At 54.4% G+C, this 23,092-nt stretch carries 22 protein-coding genes and 5 tRNA genes; 20 read left to right on the top strand and 7 right to left on the bottom strand.

Going from position 1 to position 23,092, the window contains the following annotated elements; genetic code table 11:
- Positions 1-10: 10 nt before the first annotated feature.
- The 19 genes from mngB (at position 11) to pnuC (ending at position 14,941) form a co-directional block, all read left to right on the top strand.
- Positions 11-2,641, top strand: coding sequence for a mannosylglycerate hydrolase (mngB, locus tag BFG58_RS08050; RefSeq protein WP_069719598.1), 2,631 nt, complete (start codon positions 11-13; stop codon positions 2,639-2,641).
- A gap of 678 nt (positions 2,642-3,319) precedes the next feature.
- Positions 3,320-4,888, top strand: coding sequence for a cytochrome ubiquinol oxidase subunit I (gene cydA, locus BFG58_RS08045; protein ID WP_008501098.1), 1,569 nt, complete (start codon positions 3,320-3,322; stop codon positions 4,886-4,888).
- Positions 4,889-4,903: 15 nt separating this feature from the next.
- The gene (cydB, locus tag BFG58_RS08040) at positions 4,904-6,043 is read left to right on the top strand and encodes a cytochrome d ubiquinol oxidase subunit II (protein WP_048226125.1); all 1,140 of its coding nucleotides are present in this window, start codon (positions 4,904-4,906) and stop codon (positions 6,041-6,043) included.
- Positions 6,044-6,057: 14 nt separating this feature from the next.
- Complete coding sequence (gene cydX, locus BFG58_RS08035; protein ID WP_003858598.1) at positions 6,058-6,171, top strand: cytochrome bd-I oxidase subunit CydX; 114 nt, start codon at positions 6,058-6,060, stop codon at positions 6,169-6,171.
- Positions 6,171-6,461 (top strand): cyd operon protein YbgE, encoded by a 291-nt coding sequence (ybgE, locus tag BFG58_RS08030; protein ID WP_008501100.1) that lies wholly within the window; start codon positions 6,171-6,173, stop codon positions 6,459-6,461. Before cydX ends, ybgE begins: the two co-directional genes overlap by 1 nt.
- Before the next feature lie 148 nt (positions 6,462-6,609).
- Positions 6,610-7,014: a tol-pal system-associated acyl-CoA thioesterase gene (gene ybgC, locus BFG58_RS08025; protein WP_003858593.1), complete on the top strand. Its 405-nt coding sequence runs from the start codon at positions 6,610-6,612 to the stop codon at positions 7,012-7,014.
- The gene (gene tolQ, locus BFG58_RS08020) at positions 7,011-7,703 is read left to right on the top strand and encodes a Tol-Pal system protein TolQ (RefSeq protein ID WP_008501101.1); all 693 of its coding nucleotides are present in this window, start codon (positions 7,011-7,013) and stop codon (positions 7,701-7,703) included. The genes ybgC and tolQ overlap by 4 nt, the downstream gene beginning before the upstream one ends.
- A gap of 3 nt (positions 7,704-7,706) precedes the next feature.
- Positions 7,707-8,135 (top strand): colicin uptake protein TolR, encoded by a 429-nt coding sequence (gene tolR / locus BFG58_RS08015; protein ID WP_003858589.1) that lies wholly within the window; start codon positions 7,707-7,709, stop codon positions 8,133-8,135.
- A gap of 28 nt (positions 8,136-8,163) precedes the next feature.
- The gene (gene tolA / locus BFG58_RS08010; protein ID WP_008501102.1) at positions 8,164-9,432 is read left to right on the top strand and encodes a cell envelope integrity protein TolA; all 1,269 of its coding nucleotides are present in this window, start codon (positions 8,164-8,166) and stop codon (positions 9,430-9,432) included.
- A 134-nt stretch (positions 9,433-9,566) separates the two neighbouring features.
- Positions 9,567-10,859, top strand: a complete 1,293-nt coding sequence (tolB, locus tag BFG58_RS08005) for a Tol-Pal system beta propeller repeat protein TolB (protein ID WP_008501103.1) — start codon at positions 9,567-9,569, stop codon at positions 10,857-10,859.
- A 35-nt stretch (positions 10,860-10,894) separates the two neighbouring features.
- A complete protein-coding gene (gene pal / locus BFG58_RS08000) occupies positions 10,895-11,416 on the top strand; it encodes a peptidoglycan-associated lipoprotein Pal (RefSeq protein ID WP_003858578.1) in 522 nt (173 codons plus the stop codon).
- A gap of 9 nt (positions 11,417-11,425) precedes the next feature.
- A complete protein-coding gene (cpoB, locus tag BFG58_RS07995) occupies positions 11,426-12,223 on the top strand; it encodes a cell division protein CpoB (protein WP_069719597.1) in 798 nt (265 codons plus the stop codon).
- Positions 12,224-12,384: 161 nt separating this feature from the next.
- Positions 12,385-12,460, top strand: a tRNA-Lys gene (locus tag BFG58_RS07990).
- A 127-nt stretch (positions 12,461-12,587) separates the two neighbouring features.
- Positions 12,588-12,663 (top strand) — tRNA-Val (locus BFG58_RS07980).
- 3 nt (positions 12,664-12,666) lie between these two features.
- A tRNA-Lys gene (locus BFG58_RS07975) sits at positions 12,667-12,742 on the top strand.
- A 46-nt stretch (positions 12,743-12,788) separates the two neighbouring features.
- Positions 12,789-12,864: transfer RNA gene (locus tag BFG58_RS07970), tRNA-Lys, on the top strand.
- A gap of 24 nt (positions 12,865-12,888) precedes the next feature.
- A tRNA-Lys gene (locus tag BFG58_RS07965) sits at positions 12,889-12,964 on the top strand.
- Between the two features lie 191 nt (positions 12,965-13,155).
- A complete protein-coding gene (nadA, locus tag BFG58_RS07960; protein ID WP_008501105.1) occupies positions 13,156-14,199 on the top strand; it encodes a quinolinate synthase NadA in 1,044 nt (347 codons plus the stop codon).
- Positions 14,200-14,221: 22 nt separating this feature from the next.
- Positions 14,222-14,941, top strand: coding sequence for a nicotinamide riboside transporter PnuC (pnuC, locus tag BFG58_RS07955; RefSeq protein WP_069719596.1), 720 nt, complete (start codon positions 14,222-14,224; stop codon positions 14,939-14,941).
- Here pnuC and zitB read toward each other — a convergent pair.
- On the bottom strand, positions 14,938-15,876 hold the full coding sequence (gene zitB, locus BFG58_RS07950) for a CDF family zinc transporter ZitB (protein WP_069719595.1): 939 nt from the start codon (positions 15,874-15,876) through the stop codon (positions 14,938-14,940). The two genes, pnuC and zitB, sit on opposite strands and share 4 nt — an antisense overlap.
- Before the next feature lie 105 nt (positions 15,877-15,981).
- Positions 15,982-16,362, bottom strand: a complete 381-nt coding sequence (locus tag BFG58_RS07945; protein WP_069719594.1) for a protein YbgS — start codon at positions 16,360-16,362, stop codon at positions 15,982-15,984.
- A gap of 303 nt (positions 16,363-16,665) precedes the next feature.
- On the opposite strand from BFG58_RS07945, the gene aroG reads away from it, so the two are divergent.
- The gene (aroG, locus tag BFG58_RS07940) at positions 16,666-17,718 is read left to right on the top strand and encodes a 3-deoxy-7-phosphoheptulonate synthase AroG (protein ID WP_008501110.1); all 1,053 of its coding nucleotides are present in this window, start codon (positions 16,666-16,668) and stop codon (positions 17,716-17,718) included.
- Between the two features lie 60 nt (positions 17,719-17,778).
- On the opposite strand, the gene gpmA is transcribed toward aroG, so the two are convergent.
- The 5 genes from gpmA to galE form a co-directional block, all read right to left on the bottom strand.
- Positions 17,779-18,531, bottom strand: coding sequence for a 2,3-diphosphoglycerate-dependent phosphoglycerate mutase (gpmA, locus tag BFG58_RS07935; protein ID WP_008501111.1), 753 nt, complete (start codon positions 18,529-18,531; stop codon positions 17,779-17,781).
- Between the two features lie 206 nt (positions 18,532-18,737).
- Entirely contained in the window at positions 18,738-19,778 is a 1,041-nt protein-coding gene (galM, locus tag BFG58_RS07930; RefSeq protein WP_048026977.1) for a galactose-1-epimerase, read from the bottom strand.
- Entirely contained in the window at positions 19,772-20,920 is a 1,149-nt protein-coding gene (gene galK, locus BFG58_RS07925; protein WP_021241009.1) for a galactokinase, read from the bottom strand. The genes galM and galK overlap by 7 nt, the downstream gene beginning before the upstream one ends.
- Positions 20,921-20,923: 3 nt before the next feature.
- Positions 20,924-21,970 (bottom strand): galactose-1-phosphate uridylyltransferase, encoded by a 1,047-nt coding sequence (gene galT, locus BFG58_RS07920; RefSeq protein WP_069719593.1) that lies wholly within the window; start codon positions 21,968-21,970, stop codon positions 20,924-20,926.
- A gap of 9 nt (positions 21,971-21,979) precedes the next feature.
- Complete coding sequence (gene galE, locus BFG58_RS07915; RefSeq protein WP_069719592.1) at positions 21,980-22,996, bottom strand: UDP-glucose 4-epimerase GalE; 1,017 nt, start codon at positions 22,994-22,996, stop codon at positions 21,980-21,982.
- Between the last annotated feature and the right edge of the window lie 96 nt (positions 22,997-23,092).

The following is a 23,092-nucleotide window of genomic DNA, read 5'->3' as shown; positions in this document are numbered from 1 at the left end:
GGAAACGAAGATGAAAGCTGTATCTCGCGTTCATATCACGCCGCATATGCACTGGGACCGTGAGTGGTACTTCACCACCGAAGAGTCGCGTATTCTTCTGGTCAATAATATGGAAGAGATCCTGACCCGGCTGGAGCAGGATGATGAGTACAAATACTATGTTCTCGATGGACAGACGGCTGTTCTGGAGGATTATTTTGCCGTTGTGCCCGAAAACCGCTCTCGCGTGAAGGCGCTTGTCGAGCGTGGAAAGCTGATTATCGGCCCCTGGTATACCCAGACCGATACCACGATCGTGAGCGGCGAGTCGATTGTCCGCAACCTGATGTACGGCATCCGGGATTGTATGGCCTTCGGCGAGCCGATGAAGATCGGCTATCTGCCGGATTCGTTTGGCATGTCCGGCCAGCTTCCGCATATCTATAACGGGTTTGGCATTACCCGCACGATGTTCTGGCGCGGTTGTTCTGAACGCCACGGGACCGATAAAACCGAATTTCTCTGGCAGAGCCAGGACGGCAGTGAAGTGACGGCACAGGTGCTGCCACTGGGCTACGCGATTGGTAAGTACTTACCGGAGGACGAAGCGGGGCTGCGAAAACGGCTCGACAGCTATTTCGAGGTTCTGGAAAAGGCGTCCGTCACCAAAGCGATTTTGCTGCCCAACGGACACGACCAGATGCCGCTGCAGCAGAACATTTTCGCGGTGATGGAGAAGCTGCGTGAAATCTATCCGCAGCGTCAATTTGTGATGAGCCGGTTTGAGGAGGTCTTTGATCGCATCGACGCGCACCGCGATGACCTGGCGACGTTAAAAGGTGAGTTTATCGACGGGAAATACATGCGCGTGCACCGGACCATCGGCTCCACGCGCATGGATATCAAAATCGCCCATGCGCGTATTGAGAACAAAATTGTCAATATCCTTGAGCCGCTGGCGACGCTTGCCTGGACGCTGGGCTTCGACTACCACCACGGCTTGCTGGAGAAAATGTGGAAAGAGATCCTCAAAAACCACGCTCACGACAGCATCGGCTGCTGCTGCAGCGACAAGGTGCATCGCGAGATTGTCTCCCGCTTCGAGCTGGCTGAGGACATGGCAGACAACCTGGCGCGTTTCTATATGCGCAAGATTGTCGACAACATGCCGCAAAGCGATGCCGATAAGCTGGTGATGTTCAACCTGATGCCCTGGCCGCGTGAAGAGGTGATGAACACCACGATTCGACTGCGCGCCAGCCAGTTCCGTCTGCGGGATGACAAAGGCAACGAGATCCCGTATTTCATCCGCAGCGCACGCGAGCTCGACCCGGGCCTCATTGACCGACAGATTGTTCACTACGGCAATTACGAACCGTTTATGGAGTTTGATATTCAGCTCAGCCAGATACTGCCGGCGATGGGCTACCGTACGCTGTTTATCGAACCTAACGTGGCCGGGAAGGTACTCTCTCCGGGGGAAAACACCGCATCCTTACTTGAAAACGCCTTCTGGCAGATTGACGTAAATGACGACGGTACGTTGCGCCTGCGCGACAAAGAAACCGGGCTTGTTTATGACCGCGTGCTGGAAATCGAAGAGAGCTCGGATGATGGCGACGAGTACGACTACTCGCCTTCGCGGGAAGAGTGGAGACTCACTTCCGCGCAGGGCGGGCATGAATGTGAGGTTACGCATGAAGGCTGGCAGAGCAGGGCGGTTATCCGCCATCGAATCGCCGTTCCGGCGAACCTGGCCGAACGCGCGGCGCGCCAGCGAAACGGCTATCTCGACGCTGAATTTGAGATTACGCTAAGCCATAACAGCAGACGCATTGACGTGGTGGTGTGCCTGGATAATCAGGCCGATGACCACCGCGTTCGCGTGCTGATCCCAACGCCGTTTATGACAGAGGAAGTGTTAGCGGATACGCAGTTTGGCTCGATCACTCGCCCGGTGCAGGACGCAGCGATGCAAAACTGGCAGGAGGAGGGGTGGAAAGAAGCGCCGGTTCCCGTCTGGAATTTACTGAACTACGCCGTCCTGCAGGAAAAACGAAACGGGCTTGCGCTATTTACCGAGGGGCTGCGTGAATTTGAAGTCGTGGGCGATGAACAAAAAGCATTTGCTCTGACCTTGCTGCGCGGCGTGGGGGTACTCGGCAAAGAAGATCTGCTCCTGCGCCCCGGCAGACCATCTGGTATCAAAATGCCGGTCCCGGACTCTCAGGTGCGTGGTCCGCTAAGCTGTCGCTTTAGCCTCTTCAGCTTCAGCGGCTCGCCGGAAAACGCGGGTGTCGCGCAGCAGGCTCAATCGTGGTTAACGCCGGTGCAGTGTTATAACAAGATCCCCTGGGATGCAATGAAGTTGAATCGCGCGTCGTTGACCACGCCGGAAAGCTACAGCCTGTTAGCGCTTTCGCCAACGGGATGCGTACTCAGTGCGATCAAAAAAGCGGAAGATCGTGATGAGCTCATTCTTCGTCTGTTCAATCCTTCACAGTCCAGCGCATGTGATGCGACGCTATCCGTCAATCCGGCGGTGAAGCGGTGCTGCGAAACGGACATGAATGAACGGCTGATGGACCACGGTGAAGACGAAGGGATTGTCGGGGCGTTCAGACCGGGACAGTCGCGAACCTTTAGCCTTCTTCTTGCCTGAGAATCGCTGATATCATTAAAAGGCTGCACTGTTTGCGGCCTTTTTCATTAAATAGTCACTCCGCGGTGTTAAGTTATGGGGTGACAAAAGTAAAATAAATGTAATTACGAAGGGTTGCATAAATGCCGTGGAAAAATAACCCGGCCCGACTATGCTTTATTGTTTGCCGCGCATCGAAATGAGGCTTTTGTTTCGCGTTAATTAAAATCACTTCTGTTTATATTTTTTTCCGTCTTCGATAACCAATCACATCTTAGCATGCACATATCATTAACATGGTTTTTACCATTCTTACCACGATTAAACATAGTTAACATCAAGGTTTGTTTTTGATTTAAATCAAAGTTTAATCCTTGGAAAAAGGTGCTGAAAAGCGCTAAATTGTCCCCGATCAAAATGGCCGAAAAGTGGTAATTTTGCTATAAATTGATCACCGTCGAAAAACGTAAATGTGACTCTATAAAAACCTGTTTATTGTAAGGGTTTTGCAGCGTATTATATTTGCGGGATCAATTTGAGTTTTTTATTAACGTATTTGTAACCTCACGTCATCGTTTTTATCCTCCTTCAGGGTAATAACGACGACAAGGATGCGAATAATTTGTATTGGGGCATGCGTGTGGATCGCTTTGATGGGGTTCACTCTCGGAGTCTTCATGCGATGAGCAAGGAGTCATAATGTTAGATATAGTCGAACTGTCGCGCTTACAGTTTGCCTTGACCGCGATGTACCACTTCCTGTTTGTGCCACTGACGCTCGGTATGGCGTTCCTGCTGGCCATCATGGAAACGGTATACGTTCTCTCCGGCAAACAGATTTATAAAGATATGACCAAGTTCTGGGGCAAGTTGTTTGGTATCAACTTCGCACTGGGCGTGGCAACCGGTCTGACCATGGAGTTCCAGTTCGGGACTAACTGGTCTTACTATTCCCACTATGTCGGGGATATCTTCGGTGCGCCGCTGGCCATTGAAGGTCTGATGGCATTCTTCCTCGAATCCACCTTTGTAGGTCTGTTCTTCTTCGGTTGGGACCGTCTGGGTAAAGTCCAGCATATGGCGGTGACCTGGCTGGTGGCATTAGGTTCGAACCTGTCCGCGCTGTGGATCCTGGTCGCGAACGGTTGGATGCAGAACCCTATCGCGTCTGATTTCAACTTCGAAACCATGCGTATGGAGATGGTCAGCTTTGCCGAGCTGGTCCTGAACCCGGTTGCTCAGGTTAAATTCGTTCACACCGTCGCTTCTGGCTATGTGTGCGGCGCGATGTTTGTACTGGGCATCAGTTCTTACTATATGCTGCGCGGTCGTGACTTCGCGTTTGCTAAGCGCTCCTTTGCTATCGCTGCAAGCTTCGGTATGGCTGCTATCCTCTCCGTTATCGTTCTGGGTGATGAATCCGGTTACGAAATGGGTGACGTGCAGAAAACCAAACTGGCCGCCATCGAAGCCGAATGGGAAACCCAGCCGGCGCCTGCTGCCTTTACGCTGTTCGGTATTCCGGATCAGGACGCGCAGGAAAACCGCTTCGCCATTCAAATCCCTTACGCGCTGGGTATCATCGCCACCCGTTCTGTTGATAAGCAGGTGACAGGTCTGAAAGAGCTGATGGTGCAGCACGAAGAGCGTATCCGTAACGGTATGAAAGCCTACTCGCTGCTGGAACAGCTGCGTGCCGGTTCTACCGACCAGGCCGTTCGCGACCAGTTTAACGACGTGAAGAAAGATCTGGGTTACGGTCTGCTGCTGAAGCGTTATACCCCGAACGTGTCTGATGCGACGGAAGCGCAGATCCAGATGGCAACCAAAGACTCGATTCCACGCGTTGCGCCACTGTACTTCGCATTCCGTATCATGGTGGGCTGCGGCATCATCATGCTGCTGATCATTGCGGCGTCCTTCTGGTCCGTGATTCGCAACCGTATCGGCGAGAAAAAATGGCTGCTGCGCACTGCGCTGTACGGTATTCCACTGCCGTGGATCGCAATTGAATCCGGCTGGTTTGTGGCGGAGTATGGCCGTCAGCCATGGGCGATCGGTGAGGTGCTGCCAACGGCGGTAGCGAACTCGTCCCTGACCGCAGGCGACCTGATCTTCTCCATGCTGCTGATTTGTGGTCTGTACACCCTGTTCCTGGTGGCTGAACTGTTCCTGATGTTCAAGTTCGCGCGCCTTGGCCCAAGCAGCCTGAAAACCGGTCGCTATCACTACGAGCAGTCCACTGCGACTACTCAGCCGGCACGCTAAGACAGGAGTCATCAAATGATCGATTATGAAGTATTGCGTTTTATCTGGTGGCTGCTGGTTGGCGTTCTGCTGATCGGTTTCGCCGTCACGGATGGTTTCGACATGGGGGTGGGGATGCTCACCCGTTTCCTCGGTCGTAATGACACCGAGCGTCGAATCATGATCAACTCCATCGCCCCGCACTGGGACGGTAACCAGGTGTGGCTGATCACCGCAGGCGGCGCGCTGTTCGCTGCCTGGCCGATGGTCTACGCGGCTGCGTTCTCCGGTTTCTATGTGGCGATGATTCTGGTGCTGGCCTCTTTATTCTTCCGTCCGGTCGGTTTCGACTACCGTTCCAAGATTGAAGATACCCGCTGGCGCAATATGTGGGACTGGGGCATCTTCATCGGTAGCTTCGTTCCACCGCTGGTGATCGGCGTGGCGTTCGGTAACCTGCTGCAGGGCGTGCCGTTCCACCTGGACGAATACATGCGTCTTTATTACACCGGAAACTTCTTCCAGCTGCTGAATCCGTTTGGTCTGCTGGCCGGTGTCGTGAGCGTGGCGATGATCATCACTCAGGGTGCAACCTATCTGCAGATGCGTACCGTGGGTGAGCTGCATCTGCGTTCCCGCGCGACGGCTCAGGTTGCTGCGCTGGTTACGCTGGTCTGCTTCGCGCTGGCCGGTGTGTGGGTGGTGTACGGCATTGATGGTTACGTGGTGACGTCTGCGATCAACCACACCGCACCGTCTAACCCGCTGACCAAAGAAGTGGCGCGTCAGGCGGGGGCATGGCTGGTGAACTTCAACAATACCCCTGTGCTGTGGGCGATCCCGGCGCTGGGCGTGCTGCTGCCGCTGCTGACCGTGCTGACGTCTCGTCTGGAAAAAGGCGCGCTGGCGTTCGTGTTCTCTTCACTGACCCTGGCATGCATTATCCTGACGGCGGGTATTGCGATGTTCCCATTCGTCATGCCATCCAGCACCATGCTGAATGCTAGCCTGACCATGTGGGATGCAACGTCCAGCCATATGACGCTGAACCTGATGACGTATGTTGCATGCGTGTTCGTTCCGATCGTTCTGGCCTACACCATCTGGTGTTACTGGAAAATGTTCGGTCGTATCACGAAAGAACATATTGAAAGCAATACCCACTCTATGTACTAAGTAAGGAGCTGAATATGTGGTATTTCGCATGGATTTTAGGGACGCTTCTTGCCTGTGCATTTGGTGTCATCACTGCCCTGGCGCTTGAGCATGTAGAAGCGACCAAAGCGGGTGAAGAAAAACACTGATGAATATTATCGCGAAACTTTACGCGGTAATGGACAAGCGCCCGTTACGGGCGCTTTCTTTAGTGATGGCATTACTGCTGGCAGGTTGTATCTTCTGGGACCCTTCGCGCTTTGCAGCGAAAACCAGCGAGCTTGAAATCTGGCACGGCTTCCTCATTATGTGGGCGGTGTGCGCAGGTGTGATCCACGGCGTGGGCTTTCGTCCGAAAGCCGTTCACTGGCAGGGAATTTTCTGCCCGCTGATTGCCGATCTGGTGCTACTCGCCGGTTTGATTTTCTTCTTCTTCTGAATAAGAAATGTCCGTTAACGTTATGGGCTTACCCGAGCCCATAAAAATTTACTCTCCGTTTACTTTCCCCCATTCCAAAGCATCTTTCCCGCGCGTATAGTAGCGAAGTTTAAAAGCTCTAACTTTTGTTGCATTACTGGGATGTAAAGTGAATACAACGCTGTTTCGATGGCCGGTTCGTGTCTATTACGAAGATACCGATGCCGGTGGTGTGGTTTACCACGCCAGCTACGTTGCTTTTTATGAACGGGCACGCACAGAGATGCTGCGCCATCATCACTTTAGTCAACAGGTGCTGTTGGCTGAGCGAGTTGCCTTCGTGGTACGCAAGATGACGCTTGAGTATTTTGCGCCTGCCAGACTCGACGATATGCTCGAAGTCCAAACTGAAATTACATCAATGCGCGGGACCTCACTGGTTTTCACGCAGCGGATAGTCAACGCAGAGAACACCGTACTGAACTCAGCTGAAGTACTGATTGTTTGTGTTGATCCAACCATAATGAAGCCTCGTGCGCTTCCTAAGTCTATTGTCGCGGAGTTTAAGCAGTGACTGACATGAATATCCTTGATTTGTTCCTGAAGGCAAGCCTTCTGGTTAAACTTATCATGTTGATTTTGATTGGTTTTTCAATCGCATCCTGGGCCATCATCATCCAGAGAACGCGTATCCTCAATGCCGCCGGCCGTGAAGCTGAAGCGTTTGAAGATAAGTTCTGGTCGGGCATTGAGCTTTCTCGTCTGTACCAGGAGAGCCAGGGACGCCGTGAAAACCTGACCGGCTCCGAGCAAATTTTCTATAGCGGTTTCAAAGAGTTCGCCCGTCTGCATCGTGCAAACAATCATGCGCCGGAAGCGGTGGTGGAAGGTGCCTCGCGCGCGATGCGCATTTCCATGAACCGTGAGCTGGAAAACCTTGAAACGCATATTCCTTTCCTCGGTACTGTCGGTTCCATCAGCCCGTATATTGGTCTGTTTGGTACCGTGTGGGGGATCATGCACGCCTTTATCGCGCTGGGCGCGGTGAAGCAGGCGACGTTGCAGATGGTTGCACCGGGTATCGCTGAAGCACTGATTGCGACCGCTATCGGTCTGTTTGCGGCAATTCCGGCAGTTATGGCCTATAACCGTCTGAACCAGCGCGTGAACAAACTGGAACTGAACTACGACAACTTTATGGAAGAGTTCACTGCGATTCTGCACCGTCAGGCGTTTACCAGCACCGAGAGCAACAAGGGGTAAACCATGGCCAGATCGCGTGGACGAGGTCGTCGCGAGCTCAAGTCCGAAATCAATATCGTTCCACTGCTGGACGTCCTGCTGGTACTGCTGCTGATCTTCATGGCAACAGCGCCAATCATTACCCAGAGCGTGGAAGTGGATCTGCCGGATGCGACAGAATCACAGGCGGTGAGCACCAATGACGATCCTCCGGTTATCATTGAAGTTTCCGGCGTAGGGCAATACAGCGTCGTGGTAGAGAAGGATCGTATGGATCAGCTGCCACCTGAGCAGGTTATTGCCGAAGCGCAGCGTCGCCTGGAGTCAAATCCGAAAACGGTCTTCTTAATCGGTGGCGCGAAAGACGTACCCTACGATGAAATTATTAAAGCGCTGAACTTGCTACATAGTGCGGGTGTTAAGTCAGTTGGCTTAATGACCCAACCTATTTGATCATCCGCGTAGTTTTTGGGAACCGATAGTGTCAAAGGCAACCGAACAGAACGACAAGCTTAAGCGAGCGATAATCGTCTCCGCAGTGCTGCACGTGATTCTTTTTGCAGCGCTGATCTGGAGTTCGTTCGACGAGCATATTGATGCATCAGCCGGCGGCGGTGGAGGGTCTTCCATTGACGCCGTGATGGTGGATCCCGGTGCGGTAGTACAGAACTATAATCGCCAACAACAGCAGAAGGCGAGTGCAAAACGGGCTGAAGAGCAGCGTGAAAAACAGGCGCAACAGCAAGCGGAAGAACTGCGTGAAAAGCAGGCCGCAGAGCAGGAGCGTCTGAAGCAGCTTGAGAAAGAACGTTTGCAGGCGCAGGAAGCCGCGAAAGCGCAGGCAGAACAGCAGAAACAAGCCGAAGAGGCCGCGAAAAAAGCACAGGAACAGCAAAAGCAGGCGGAAGAGGCGGCAGCAAAAGCCGCAGCGGACGCGAAAGCACAGGCTGATGCCCAGGCGAAATTAGCGGCAGAAGCGGCGAAGAAAGCGGCTGCTGATGCCCAGAAGAAAGCGGAAGCCGAAGCCGCGAAGAAAGCCGCCGCTGATGCTCAGAAGAAAGCGGAAGCCGAAGCCGCGAAGAAAGCCGCAGCTGATGCTCAGAAGAAAGCAGAAGCGGAAGCCGCGAAGAAGGCCGCTCAGGAAGCAGAGAAGAAAGCTGCTGCCGAGGCCGCGAAGAAAGCGGCTGCTGCCGAGAAAGCCGCAGCAGAAAAAGCCGCGGCAGAAAAAGCGGCAGCCGCCGAAAAAGCCGCTGCTGACAAAAAAGCTGCAGCTGAGAAGGCCGCTGCCGATAAGAAAGCAGCTGCTGAAAAAGCGGCTGCTAAAAAGGCTGCCGCCGCTGAAAAAGCCGCTGCTGCCGCAGGGGTTGACGATCTGCTGGGCGATTTGAGCTCCGGTAAGAATGCGCCGAAAACGGGCGGTGGGGCGAAAGGAAACAACGCAGCGCCGACCGGAAGTGGTAACACTAAGAGTAACGGTGCGACAGGGGCTGAAATCAACGGTTATGCCGCGCAGATTAAATCCGCTATTGAAAGCCGATTCTATGATGCGTCTTCCTATACCGGTAAAACGTGTACGTTACGTATAAAACTGGCTCCGGATGGCATGCTGCTGGATATTAAGTCTGAAGGTGGCGACCCGGCTTTATGTACTGCGGCCCTGGCTGCAGCGCGTCAGGCGAAGATGCCTAAACCGCCTTCGCAGGCAGTCTACGAAGTCTTCAAAAATGCGCCGCTGGACTTCAAACCTTAAGTTACATTTTCCCCGTGCAAACGGGGAAAAATAGACCAGGTTTAGTCACAGGGTTCGGGTAGTTTTGTCTATTTGAGTTTGTTAACATTCTGCTAAATTATCGTGGGTAAGGTTACCCGGATAAGGGAGATATGATGAAGCAGGCATTACGTGTAGCATTTAGTTTTTTAATGCTGTGGGCAGCAGTACTGCACGCAGAAGTACGTATCGAGATCACCCAGGGGGTGGACTCGGCACGCCCAATCGGTGTTGTTCCGTTCCAGTGGGCCGGTCCTGGCGCTGCACCTGAAGATGCTGGTGGCATCGTGGCGGCTGACCTGCGTAACAGCGGTAAATTCAACCCGTTAGATCGTTCTCGTCTGCCTCAGCAGCCGGGTAGCGCGCAGGAAGTACAGCCTGCAGCATGGTCTGCACTGGGTATTGATGCCGTGGTTGTGGGTCAGGTTACCCCTAATCCAGACGGTTCATACAACGTGGCCTGGCAGCTGGTGGATACCGGTGGTGCACCAGGTACCGTTCTGGCCCAGAACTCTTACAAGGTCACCAAGCAGTACCTGCGCTACGCGGCACACGCTGCCAGCGATGCGGTATTTGAAAAACTGACCGGCATTAAAGGTGCGTTCCGTACCCGTATCGCGTACGTGGTGCAGACCAACGGTGGTCAATTCCCGTATGAGCTGCGCGTATCTGATTACGATGGCTACAACCAGTTCCTGGTGAAACGCTCTTCGCAGCCACTGATGTCTCCAGCCTGGTCTCCGGACGGTTCTAAGCTGGCGTATGTCACCTTCGAAAGCGGCCGTTCTGCGCTGGTTATCCAGACGCTGGCAAACGGTGCGGTTCGTCAGGTGGCGTCTTTCCCACGTCACAACGGTGCGCCTTCGTTCTCTCCAGATGGCTCTAAACTGGCGTTTGCGTTGTCTAAAACCGGTAGCCTGAACCTGTACGTGATGGACATTGGCTCTGGCCAGATCCGTCAGGTGACCGACGGTCGCAGCAACAACACCGAACCTTCATGGTTCCCGGACAGTCAAAACCTGGCGTTTACCTCTGACCAGGCCGGCCGTCCACAAATCTATAAAGTCAACATCAACGGCGGTGCTCCGCAGCGTATTACCTGGGAAGGTTCACAGAACCAGAACTCAGACGTGAGCAGCGACGGTAAATTTATGGTAATGGTCAGCTCCAACGGCGGGCAGCAGCACATTGCCAAACAAGATCTGGTAGCGGGTGGCGTTCAAGTTCTGTCGTCAACGTTCCTGGATGAAACGCCAAGTCTGGCACCTAACGGCACGATGGTAATCTACAGCTCTTCTCAGGGGATGGGATCTGTGCTGAATCTGGTTTCTACAGATGGGCGTTTCAAAGCGCGTATTCCGGCTACTGATGGACAGGTAAAATCACCTGCCTGGTCGCCGTATCTGTAAATAATAATTAATTGATTACTAAAGGAATCATAGAAATGCAACTGAACAAAGTGCTGAAGGGGCTGATGATCGCTCTGCCTGTAATGGCAATCGCAGCGTGTTCTTCTAACAAGAACGCCAGCAATGACCAGAGCGGCGAAGGCATGATGGGTGCCGGCACCGGTATGGACGCGAACGGCAATGGCAACATGTCTTCTGAAGAGCAGGCGCGTCTTCAGATGCAGCAGCTGCAGCAGAACAACATCGTTTACTTCGATCTGGATAAATACGACATCCGTTCTGACTTCGCTGCGATGCTGGATGCGCACGCTAACTTCCTGCGTAGCAACCCATCTTACAAAGTCACCGTAGAAGGTCACGCGGACGAACGTGGTACTCCAGAGTACAACATCTCCCTGGGTGAACGTCGTGCTAACGCTGTTAAAATGTACCTGCAGGGTAAAGGCGTTTCTGCTGACCAGATCTCCATCGTTTCTTACGGTAAAGAAAAACCTGCAGTACTGGGTCACGACGAAGCGGCTTACTCCAAAAACCGTCGTGCCGTACTGGTTTACTAAGAGAATTGCATGAGCAGTAACTTCAGACATCATCTGTTGAGTCTGTCGTTACTGGTTGGAATAGCGGCCCCCTGGGCCGCTTTTGCTCAGGCACCAATCAGTAGTGTCGGCTCAGGCTCGGTAGAAGACCGGGTCACTCAACTCGAGCGTATTTCTAACGCTCACAGCCAGCTTTTAACCCAACTCCAGCAACAACTTTCCGATAACCAGAATGATATTGACTCTCTCCGCGGTCAGATTCAGGAAAGCCAGTATCAGCTTAACCAGGTTGTGGAACGTCAGAAGCAAATCTTGTTGCAGATCGATAGCCTGAGCAGTGGTGGTAGTGCAGCAGCACAGCCAGCCGCAGGCGATCAGAGTGGTGCGGCGACGTCTACGCCAGCGCCATCGGCTGATACGTCAGCCTCAACAGGCGCGCCTGTACAGAGCGGTGACGCGAATACGGACTACAATGCGGCCATTGCCCTGGTACAGGATCAATCTCGTCAGGATGACGCGATTGCTGCGTTTCAGAACTTTGTTAAGAAATACCCTGATTCCACTTATCAGCCAAATGCCAATTACTGGCTCGGTCAGTTGAATTACAACAAGGGTAAAAAGGACGATGCGGCGTTTTATTTTGCCTCAGTGGTGAAAAATTACCCAAAATCGCCGAAAGCGCCCGATGCGATGTATAAGGTTGGCGTGATCATGCAGGACAAAGGCGACACCGCGAAAGCCAAAGCGGTTTATCAGCAGGTGGTCGCAAAATTCCCGGGTACCGAAGGTGCTAAGCAGGCGCAAAAACGTCTGAATTCGATGGGATGATTATCGCATGACCAGAAATCGCGTTATTTCTGGTCGTGCAGCATGATTACTAAGCAGTTAAGTGATCTTCATCGAAATTTTTGTTGCGCAGAATTCTTAAATCAGTAATATATGCCGCCGTTGCCACGGGATATCAAACAACGTGAAAGCAGCATAAAAGTGGGTCGTTAGCTCAGTTGGTAGAGCAGTTGACTTTTAATCAATTGGTCGCAGGTTCGAATCCTGCACGACCCACCACTAAGTCAGGTGGAAGTAGTAGTAAAACGTGAAGGATAACGTTGCGTCAGCAACGGCCCGTAGGGCGAGGCGAAGCCGAGTCATCCTGCACGACCCACCACTTAACGCAGTTCCGGCAGTACAGAGTGGGTGATTAGCTCAGTTGGTAGAGCATCTCCTTTACACGGAGGGGGTCGGCGGTTCGAGCCCGTCATCACCCACCACTCGGGTCGTTAGCTCAGTTGGTAGAGCAGTTGACTTTTAATCAATTGGTCGCAGGTTCGAATCCTGCACGACCCACCACTTTAAAGTGGTACCGAGTAAAAATCTTCGAAGTCAGCACCCGAATGGGTCGTTAGCTCAGTTGGTAGAGCAGTTGACTTTTAATCAATTGGTCGCAGGTTCGAATCCTGCACGACCCACCACTTCGAAGAAAAAAATCCCGCAAGGGGTCGTTAGCTCAGTTGGTAGAGCAGTTGACTTTTAATCAATTGGTCGCAGGTTCGAATCCTGCACGACCCACCAGTGTAGAAAGGCGCCCTAAAGGCGCCTTTTTGCTATCTGCGGTACAACAAATGCTCCGCCCATCTATTCCCGGTGACTTTTCACGCCAGATTCGCTATCTTGTTTAGTATACAAAACACAATTGCCACGCGTTTTGCTATGTCAGGCAAATGAAAGGCAATATTGTTAAGCCCGTAAAACGAGAAGCCATAATGAGTGTGATGTTTGATCCTGAAGCCGCAATCTATCCGTTTCCGCCAAAGCCTGTCCCGCTGAGCCAGGACGAAAAGCAGTTCTACCGCGAGAAGATCAAACGTCTTCTTAAAGAGCGCGATGCGGTAATGGTGGCCCATTACTACACCGACCCGGAAATCCAGCAGCTGGCGGAAGAGACCGGCGGCTGCATTTCTGACTCACTGGAGATGGCGCGCTTCGGTGCACGACATCCCGCTTCCACGCTGCTGGTTGCCGGCGTGCGTTTTATGGGCGAGACGGCAAAGATTCTGAGCCCGGAAAAAACCATTCTGATGCCCACGCTTAACGCGGAGTGTTCCCTGGATCTGGGCTGTCCGATTGACGAATTCACGGCCTTCTGTGACGCTCACCCTGACCGGACCGTGGTGGTCTACGCTAACACCTCTGCGGCGGTAAAAGCGCGGGCTGACTGGGTGGTCACGTCGAGCATCGCCGTTGAGCTGATTGAACATCTGGACAGCCTGGGGGAGAAAATTATCTGGGCGCCTGACCGTCATCTCGGCAATTATGTTCAGAAGCAGACGGGGGCTGACGTTCTTTGCTGGCAGGGTGCCTGCATTGTGCATGATGAATTCAAAACTCAGGCGCTGGCGCGCATGAAGGCGCTTTATCCTGACGCCGCCATTCTTGTTCACCCCGAGTCACCGCAGTCAATTGTCGACATGGCGGATGCCGTGGGCTCAACCAGCCAGCTTATCAACGCGGCCAGGACGTTACCTCACAAGCAGCTCATTGTCGCGACCGATCGCGGTATCTTCTATAAGATGCAGCAGGCCGTGCCGGAGAAAGAGCTTCTTGAAGCACCAACGGCGGGCGAGGGCGCAACGTGCCGCAGCTGCGCGCATTGTCCCTGGATGGCGATGAACGGCCTGAAAGCAATTGCCGAAGGGTTAGAAACCGGTGGTGCGGCGCATGAAATCCATGTGGATGCCGCCCTGCGTGAAGGCGCGTTAATTCCGCTTAACCGCATGCTGGATTTTGCGGCTACACTACGTACTTAATTCAACTCGCCCCGGGGAAAAGATGGATTTTTTTAGCACACATAACATTCTGGTTCATATACCGATTGGTGCAGGTGGCTATGACCTGTCATGGATTGAGGCCGTTGGTACGCTGGCGGGCTTATTGTGTATCTGGTTGGCAAGCCTGGAGAAGATCAGTAACTACGTGTTCGGGCTGATTAACGTCACGCTGTTTGCGATTATCTTCTTCCAGATCCAGCTGTACGCCAGCCTGCTTTTACAGCTGTTCTTCTTTGCCGCCAATATTTACGGCTGGTATGCCTGGTCGCGTCAGAACAGCCAGCAGGAGGCCGAGCTGCAGATCCGCTGGCTGCCCCTGCCGAAAGCCATCGCCTGGTTCGTCGCCTGCGTGGTGGCCATTGGCTTAATGACCGTTTACATCAACCCGGTGTTTGCCTTTCTGACCCGCGTTGCCGTTTCGGTTATGTCCGGCATCGGCCTGAACGTAACGATGCCAGAACTCCAGCCGGATGCTTTCCCGTTCTGGGATTCCTGCATGATGGTGCTGTCGATTGCGGCAATGATTCTGATGACCCGTAAATACGTCGAGAACTGGCTGCTGTGGGTCATCATCAACGTGATCAGCGTGGCGATCTTCGCCCTGCAGGGCGTCTATGCCATGTCGCTGGAATATCTGCTGCTGACCTTCATCGCGCTGAACGGCAGCCGAATGTGGATTAACAGCGCGCGTGAGCGAGGCTCTCACGCGCTTTCCAGCTAGTGGTCATGATGATGTGAATGACCGGACCGCGCCTCGTTAAGGTGGCAGTCCGGTCCGCTACAGGGCTGATACTCCATCTGGACGGTAGCGTGGCTAATGTCGTAGTGGTGCTCCAGGAAGTGCTGGATGCGATCGAGCAGCGCATCGTGGTCGTGAGGTGGGATCACCTGGACATGTAGCGTCATGACCGGTTTCTCTCCCACCAGCCAGACGTGCACGTGATGGACATTACGGACTTCCGGGACAGTGCGGCGCAGGTTACGCTTCAGCTCATCAATGTCCATGGATGCTGGCGCCCCTTCAAGCAGTTCGTTCACGCTCTCCTTCAGCAGCCGCCAGGCGCTGCGCAAGACCAGACACGACACCAGCACGGACAGAATCGGATCGACAGGCGTCCAGCCGGTATAGAGGATCACCAGCGCGGCGACAATCGCCCCGACTGAACCGAGCAAATCCCCCAGCACATGCAGTGCCGCCGCGCGCACGTTGAGGTTCTTTTCCCCGCTCCCGCGGTGCAGGATCCAGAAGGCCAGAATATTCGCCAGCAACCCTGCCACGGCAATGACCATCATTGTCGCCCCGGCGATCGGCTGTGGATGCCGAAAGCGCTGTATGGCTTCCCAGACGATAAGCACGGTAATGACCACCAGCGCAATGGCGTTAACAAACGCGGCCAGGGTGGTCAGCCTCAGCCAGCCGAAGGTGTGGCGCGCATTCGGTGGGCGGCGCGCAAACTGCACGGCCAGCAGGGCGAAGAGCAGGGCGGCGGCATCGGTCAGCATATGTCCGGCATCGGCCAAAAGCGCCAGAGAGCCGGAAACCAGGCCGCCAATGACCTCGATAATCATAAACGTTGCCGTGACGCCAAAGGCCAGCATCAGTCGTTTAGCGTTGTCGTTGCCGGGTGCATGCGAGTGGGAATGGGAGTGCGCCATGTCTGCTTTCCTGAAGTGTTATTGTTTTTAGTGTAGCGTTTTTAATAGGTTACTCCAAAAAGAAAGGAGAGCCTGGGCTCTCCTTTTTCTGACGGTGCATACAAATTACTGTGTGGTACCATCCGTTTTGGTATTGGCGTCGTTACCCACTTTGTCGTTAGGGTCCGGGCATTTGCCGTCCTTACACATGGAGTTCTTGTGGACCTCGTCTGAACTCATATTGTCATGGTTCATGGTGCCGGAACCGCTACCGTCTGGATGCAGCATGGTGCCGCCCGTGTTGGTATTGCCGGTATTGATCTGGCCGTTGTCGACGTTATTCGGGGCAATATTCTGTTTTGCATCAGGTGCAGGCTGACCTGCCGCCGCAGCCGCATTCGCGTCACCGTTGCTCTCTGAGGTGCCCGTTTCGGCGGCCAGGACGCTGCCGCTTGCCAGGGTAAGGGTGGCGGTCAGGAAGAGGGTTGCCAGTTTTGTCATTTTCATCATGGTGCTCCTGTTCTTGTCGTTACGCTGGATAACATTCTCCAACAGTGCATCTTTTTTGAGGCGAAAGATTCCGCCTTACGGACTTACGTCAGTAGGGAATCGCGTTTAAGCGTTTAAAATTGGTTGTTACAGTTAAAAAGCTTAGGTTAGATCTCATTTTTCGCTATTTTGTGGCGATTTTTAGGCGAATTCCAGGAATTATCTGCGTGAAGTGTAAAACCGTGTTTACACTTCCTGGTCGACAAGATAGATTGAAAGGATTGCTTTCATTACTAAAGATATGGCAGAGCTGGAACGAAGATGAATTATCAGAACGACGATTTACGCATTAAAGAGATCAATGAGTTATTACCTCCTGTAGCACTCCTTGAGAAATTCCCCGCCACTGAAAATGCCGCAAACACGGTTTCTCATGCTCGTAAAGCGATCCATAAGATCCTGAAAGGTAATGACGATCGTCTTCTGGTGGTGATTGGCCCGTGCTCGATTCACGATCCTGCTGCCGCGAAAGAATACGCTGCCCGTTTGCTCACCCTGCGTGAAGAGCTGAAGGACGAGCTGGAAATCGTCATGCGCGTCTACTTTGAAAAACCGCGTACGACCGTGGGCTGGAAAGGGCTGATTAACGATCCGCACATGGATAACAGCTTCCAGATCAACGACGGTCTGCGCATTGCGCGCAAGCTGCTGCTGGAGATTAACGACAGCGGGCTGCCTGCGGCCGGTGAATTCCTGGACATGATTACGCCCCAGTATCTGGCAGACCTGATGAGCTGGGGGGCAATTGGTGCCCGCACTACTGAATCTCAGGTTCACCGCGAGCTGGCGTCCGGTCTCTCTTGTCCGGTGGGCTTCAAAAACGGCACTGACGGCACCATTAAGGTGGCTATCGACGCCATCAACGCAGCGGGCGCACCGCACTGCTTCCTGTCCGTGACCAAGTGGGGTCACTCTGCCATCGTTAACACCAGCGGTAACGGTGACTGCCATATCATTCTGCGCGGCGGCAAAGAGCCAAACTACAGCGCAAAACATGTGGCCGAAGTCAAAGTCGGGCTGGAAAAAGCCGGGCTGCCACCGCAGGTGATGATCGATTTCAGCCACGCCAACTCCAGCAAGCAGTTTAAAAAGCAGATGGAAGTGGGCGCAGATGTCTGTCAGCAGATTGCCGGCGGTGAGAAGGCGGTAATTGGGGTGATGATCGAAAGTCATCTGGTTGAAGGTAACCAGAACCTGGAAGGCAGCGAGCCGCTGGTGTACGGCAAGAGCGTGACCGATGCCTGTATCGGCTGGGACGATACCGACGCCATCCTGCGCCAGCTGGCTAACGCAGTAAAAGCGCGTCGCGGTTAATTCTGACGGCTCAAATAAAAAAGCGCGGATGGTTCCGCGCTTTTTTTATGGTCAGCGAAATTACTTCGCTTTACCCTGGTTCGCAACGGCCGCCGCTTTCGCTGCGATTTCGTCCGCATTACCCAGGTAGTAGTGTTTGATTGGCTTGAAGTTTTCGTCGAACTCATACACCAGCGGTACGCCAGTTGGGATGTTCAGTTCGAGAATTTCGTCTTCACCCATGTTGTCCAGGTATTTCACCAGCGCACGCAGGGAGTTACCGTGAGCCGCGATAATCACGCGCTCGCCGCTTTTCAGGCGTGGCAGAATGGTTTCGTTCCAGTAAGGCACAACGCGGTCGATGGTCAGCGCCAGGCTCTCGGTGGTTGGCAGCTCAGCGTCGGTCAGTTTTGCGTAACGCGGGTCGTGGCCTGGGTAGCGCTCGTCATCTTTGGTCAGCTCTGGTGGGGTGACCGCAAAGCCGCGACGCCACTGTTTAACCTGCTCGTCACCGTATTTCTCAGCGGTTTCCGCTTTGTTCAGGCCCTGCAGCGCACCGTAGTGACGCTCGTTCAGTTTCCAGGATTTCTCAACCGGCAGCCAGGCCTGGTCCAGTTCGTCCAGCACGTTCCACAGGGTGTGGATGGCACGTTTCAGCACAGAGGTGTAAGCAAAATCAAAGCTGAAGCCTTCTTCCTTCAGCAGTTTACCTGCTGCTTTTGCTTCGCTTACGCCTTTCTCGGACAGATCAACGTCGTACCAACCGGTAAAGCGGTTTTCGTTGTTCCACTGGCTTTCGCCGTGACGCACCAGAACCAGCTTAGTAATAGCCATCTCTTACTCCTCAAGCATTTTTAGAATGATAACAATTCTCATTATATTGCCGTGGCCGTGCCAGCAGCAACGCTTAACCCTAACCATAGCGAAAATAGTCTCTGAGTGTAAGATGCTTGTGAATCCAGGGTTATGATTTTGTCTGCGATCGGCGCTATTTTCAGCAAGGCGCGCAGAAAAAAGCCCTCCAGAGGGAGGGCTGAAGATTAATGTGGAATAAAATGATATTCCGTCACGCTAACGTACTCTTCACCCGGGCGCAGCACGCAGTCCGGCTGCGGCCATTCCGGATGATTCGGGCTGTCCGGCAGGAACTCGCTCTCCAGCGCCAGGCCTTGCCAGTCGCTGTACTCTTCGTGTTCGCGCGCCGTGGTGCCGCCGAGATAGTTACCTGAGTAAAACTGCAGGGCAGGAGCGGTGGTATAAACCGTCATCTGCAGCTTCTCATCCGCAGACCAGACCTGTGCGGCAGGTTGTTTCACATCACCTTTGGCCTGCAGCAGGAACGCGTGGTCGTATCCTTTCACCTTGCGCTGGTCGTCATCGCTCAGGAAATCCTGGGCGATCGTTTTCGCGCGGCGGAAATCAAAGCTGGTCCCGCTCACGTCCTTGAGCCCCTGATACGGAATGCCCATTTCGTCAACCGGCAGATACGCATCCGCCAGGATCTGCAGCTTGTGCTCACGCACGTCGCACTGGTTACCGTCCAGATTAAAGTACGCGTGATTGGTCAGGTTGACCGGACACGGCTTGTCGACCGTCGCACGGTATTCAATGGCAATACGGTTGTCGTCCGTCAAGGTAAAGCGCGCAGAGGCGATAAGGTTACCCGGGAAGCCCTGATCGCCATCCTGCGAATCCAGCGAGAACAGCACTTCGCCGTCGTTTTGCCGAACAATTTTCCAGCGGCGTTTATCAAAGCCTTCCGGGCCGCCGTGCAGCTGGTTTTCACCCTGGCTTGGAAGCAGGGTGTACTGCACGCCGTCGAGCTCAAAGCGGCTCTTCGCGATGCGGTTAGCATAGCGTCCTACGGATGCGCCCAGATAGGCGGACTGATTAACATACTGCTCGGGCGATGCGCAGCCGAGCAGGGTTTCGCGCACGCTGCCGTCCGGCATCGGTACGCGGGCTGAAAGCAGGGTTGCACCCCAGTCCATAAGCGTAACCACCATCCCCGCGCGGTTGCGCAGGGTTAACAGGCGATACGGCAGACCATCCGGTGCGAGGGTCGGTGTTTCGTTTAGCACTGTCCGGCTCCTTGTGATGCTTTGCAAACATAGAAGGTTTCTTTAATACCTGTTTTCGCTTCGTACTGCTTCGCCACGGCGTCCTGTACGGCAGGGACCAGCTCCTCAGGCACCAGCGCAACGATGCAGCCGCCAAAACCGCCGCCCGTCATGCGTACGCCGCCTTTGTCGCCAATGACCGCTTTGACAATCTCCACCAGGGTGTCGATTTGCGGAACGGTGATCTCGAAATCATCGCGCATGGAGGCGTGAGATTCTGCCATCAGCTCACCCATGCGTTTCAGGTCACCTTTCGCCAGTGCGGAGGCGGCTTCAACGGTACGGGCATTTTCCGTCAGCACGTGACGAACGCGTTTGGCGACAATCGGATCCAGCTCGTGCGCCACTTTGTTGAATTCATTGAGCGTCACGTCGCGCAGGGCGGGCTGCTGGAAGAAGCGGGCGCCGGTTTCGCACTGCTCGCGGCGGGTGTTGTACTCGCTGCCCACCAGCGTGCGCTTAAAGTTGCTGTTGACGATCACGACAGCCGCGCCTTTTGGCAGGGGAACGGCTTTGGTGCCAAGCGAGCGGCAGTCGATCAGCAGCGCGTGTTCTTTTTTGCCCAGCGCGGAGATCAGCTGGTCCATGATGCCGCAGTTGCAGCCCACGAACTGGTTTTCCGCTTCCTGACCGTTCAGGGCGATTTGTGCGCCATCCAGCGGTAAATGATAGAGCTGCTGGAACACGGTGCCCACGGCGACCTCCAGAGACGCAGAGGAGCTTAAGCCCGCCCCCTGCGGCACGTTGCCGCTGATGACCAAATCGGCGCCGCCGAAGTTTTTGTTACGCTTCTGCAGATGCTTCACCACGCCGCGCACGTAGTTAGACCACTGCTGGCTGTCGTGCGTCACAATCGGGGCATCGAGGGAAAACGCGTCCGTCTCATTGCCGTAATCCGCCGCAATCACGCGAACCTGGCGGTCGTCGCGCTTCGCGCAGCTGATGACCGTCTGGTAATCAATGGCGCACGGCAGCACAAAACCGTCGTTATAGTCGGTGTGTTCACCGATCAGGTTAACGCGTCCAGGCGCCTGAATTACGTGGGTGGCAGGGTAGCCAAATTTCTCAGCAAACAGGGATTGTGTTTTATCTTTCAGACTCATTTTTTAGACTCCTGATTCGCGATAGTGGACGTCGCTAACGGCACGCAGACGTTCTGCCGCCTGTTCCGCCGTCAGATCACGCTGGGTTTCCGCCAGCATTTCGTAGCCCACCATAAATTTACGTACCGTCGCAGAGCGCAGCAGCGGCGGATAGAAATGGGCATGCAGCTGCCAGTGCGGATTCTCTTCCCCGTTAAACGGTGCGCCGTGCCAGCCCATGGAGTACGGGAAGGAGCACTGGAACAGGTTGTCATAACGGCTGGTCAGTTTTTTCAGCGCGAGGGCAAGGTCGTCGCGCTGCGCGTCGCTGAGTTCGGTGATGCGCTGCACGTGTGCTTTCGGCAGCAGCAGCGTCTCAAACGGCCAGGCGGCCCAGTAAGGGACGACGGCCAGCCAGTGTTCGGTTTCCACCACGGTACGGCTGCCGTCGGCCAGCTCACGCTGTGCGTAATCCACCAGCATCGGCGAGCCGTTTTCCGCGTAATACGCTTTTTGCAGACGGTCTTCACGCTCGGCTTCGTTAGGCAGGAAGCTGTTCGCCCAGACCTGGCCATGCGGATGCGGGTTGGAGCAGCCCATTGCCGCACCTTTATTTTCAAACACCTGCACCCACGGGTAAGTTTGACCCAGCTCGGCAGTTTGCGCCTGCCAGGTGCTGACCACCTCTTTCAGTGCCTCAACGCTCAGCTCCGGCAGCGTTTTGCTGTGATCGGGAGAGAAGCAGATCACGCGGCTGGTACCGCGCGCGCTTTCACAGCGCATCAGCGGATCGTGGCTTTCCGGCGCGTCCGGCGTGTCGGTCATCAGGGCGGCAAAATCGTTGGTAAACACGAAGGTGCCTTTGTAGTCCGGGTTTTTATCCCCGGTCACGCGTGTGTTGCCCGGACAGAGGAAGCAGTCCGGGTCGTGCTGCGGTAAGGTCTGTTTTGCAGGCGTCTCCTGCGCCCCCTGCCAGGGGCGCTTGGCGCGATGCGGAGAAACTAAAATCCATTGCCCGCTTAACGGGTTAAAGCGACGATGCGGATGATCGACGGGATTAAATTGCGTCATGACGGATCCTTAGTCCGGATAGCCTTGCGGGTGGCGTGACTGCCAGTGCCAGGTATCGTGTGCCATTTCATCAAGCGTGCGCGTAACACGCCAGTTAAGCTCTTTGTCGGCTTTGGTGGCGTCGGCCCAGTAAGCAGGCAGATCGCCCTCACGACGCGGTGCGAAGTGGTAGTTCACCGGCTTGCCGCAGGCTTTGCTGAAGGCATTGACCACGTCCAGCACGCTGCTGCCGACCCCGGCGCCGAGGTTGTAAATATGCACGCCAGGTTTATCCGCCAGCTGCTGCATGGCGGCAACGTGGCCGTCTGCCAGATCCATCACATGGATATAGTCGCGCACGCCAGTGCCATCTTCGGTGGGGTAATCATTGCCAAAAATCGCCAGCGAATCGCGACGACCGACGGCAACCTGCGCGATATACGGCATCAGGTTGTTCGGAATGCCCTGCGGATCTTCACCCATATCGCCTGACGGATGGGCACCGACCGGATTGAAGTAGCGCAGCAGCGCGATGCTCCACTCCGGCTGGGCTTTTTGCAGGTCGGTCAGGATCTGCTCCACCATCAGCTTGCTTTTGCCGTACGGGCTCTGCGGCGTCCCGGTCGGGAAGCTTTCAACGTAAGGAATTTTGGGCTGATCGCCATAGACGGTGGCGGAAGAACTAAAGATGAAGTTTTTGACGTTAGCCGCACGCATGGCGGAGATGAGACGCAGGGTACCGTTGACGTTGTTGTCGTAATACTCGAGCGGTTTTGCAACGGACTCCCCGACGGCTTTCAGACCCGCGAAGTGGATCACCGCTTCAATGGCGTGGTCGTGAAGGATCTCGGTCATCAACGCTTCGTTGCGGATGTCGCCTTCCACGAAAGTCGGTTGTTTACCGCCAAGACGTTCAATCACAGGCAGCACGCTGCGCTTACTGTTGCACAGGTTGTCGAGAATGATGACGTCATGGCCGTTTTGCAGCAGCTGCACGCAGGTATGACTACCGATGTAACCGCTACCACCTGTTACCAGAACTCGCATATTTCGCTCCATTGGGCTTATGGTATGTAATAACCATAGCATAACAGAGACGCAAAAAGTGTGACATGGGATAAAATAGTGGAATCGTTTACACTG

This window comes from Enterobacter sp. ku-bf2 (assembly GCF_001742765.1).
GTDB lineage: Bacteria > Pseudomonadota > Gammaproteobacteria > Enterobacterales > Enterobacteriaceae > Enterobacter > Enterobacter quasiroggenkampii.
This window is presented reverse-complemented; position numbering and strand designations above follow the sequence as displayed.

What these genes read in the sequence shown, in the direction of transcription:
- mngB (WP_069719598.1), top strand. Translation starts at nt 11, where the DNA reads ATGAAAGCTGTATCTCGCGTTCATATCACGCCGCATATGCACTGGGAC.
- cydA (WP_008501098.1), top strand. Translation starts at nt 3,320, where the DNA reads ATGTTAGATATAGTCGAACTGTCGCGCTTACAGTTTGCCTTGACCGCG.
- cydB (WP_048226125.1), top strand. Translation starts at nt 4,904, where the DNA reads ATGATCGATTATGAAGTATTGCGTTTTATCTGGTGGCTGCTGGTTGGC.
- cydX (WP_003858598.1), top strand. Translation starts at nt 6,058, where the DNA reads ATGTGGTATTTCGCATGGATTTTAGGGACGCTTCTTGCCTGTGCATTT.
- ybgE (WP_008501100.1), top strand. Translation starts at nt 6,171, where the DNA reads ATGAATATTATCGCGAAACTTTACGCGGTAATGGACAAGCGCCCGTTA.
- tolR (WP_003858589.1), top strand. Translation starts at nt 7,707, where the DNA reads ATGGCCAGATCGCGTGGACGAGGTCGTCGCGAGCTCAAGTCCGAAATC.
- tolB (WP_008501103.1), top strand. Translation starts at nt 9,567, where the DNA reads ATGAAGCAGGCATTACGTGTAGCATTTAGTTTTTTAATGCTGTGGGCA.
- pal (WP_003858578.1), top strand. Translation starts at nt 10,895, where the DNA reads ATGCAACTGAACAAAGTGCTGAAGGGGCTGATGATCGCTCTGCCTGTA.
- cpoB (WP_069719597.1), top strand. Translation starts at nt 11,426, where the DNA reads ATGAGCAGTAACTTCAGACATCATCTGTTGAGTCTGTCGTTACTGGTT.
- nadA (WP_008501105.1), top strand. Translation starts at nt 13,156, where the DNA reads ATGAGTGTGATGTTTGATCCTGAAGCCGCAATCTATCCGTTTCCGCCA.
- pnuC (WP_069719596.1), top strand. Translation starts at nt 14,222, where the DNA reads ATGGATTTTTTTAGCACACATAACATTCTGGTTCATATACCGATTGGT.
- zitB (WP_069719595.1), bottom strand. Translation starts at nt 15,876, where the DNA reads ATGGCGCACTCCCATTCCCACTCGCATGCACCCGGCAACGACAACGCT.
- BFG58_RS07945 (WP_069719594.1), bottom strand. Translation starts at nt 16,362, where the DNA reads ATGAAAATGACAAAACTGGCAACCCTCTTCCTGACCGCCACCCTTACC.
- aroG (WP_008501110.1), top strand. Translation starts at nt 16,666, where the DNA reads ATGAATTATCAGAACGACGATTTACGCATTAAAGAGATCAATGAGTTA.
- gpmA (WP_008501111.1), bottom strand. Translation starts at nt 18,531, where the DNA reads ATGGCTATTACTAAGCTGGTTCTGGTGCGTCACGGCGAAAGCCAGTGG.
- galK (WP_021241009.1), bottom strand. Translation starts at nt 20,920, where the DNA reads ATGAGTCTGAAAGATAAAACACAATCCCTGTTTGCTGAGAAATTTGGC.
- galT (WP_069719593.1), bottom strand. Translation starts at nt 21,970, where the DNA reads ATGACGCAATTTAATCCCGTCGATCATCCGCATCGTCGCTTTAACCCG.
- galE (WP_069719592.1), bottom strand. Translation starts at nt 22,996, where the DNA reads ATGCGAGTTCTGGTAACAGGTGGTAGCGGTTACATCGGTAGTCATACC.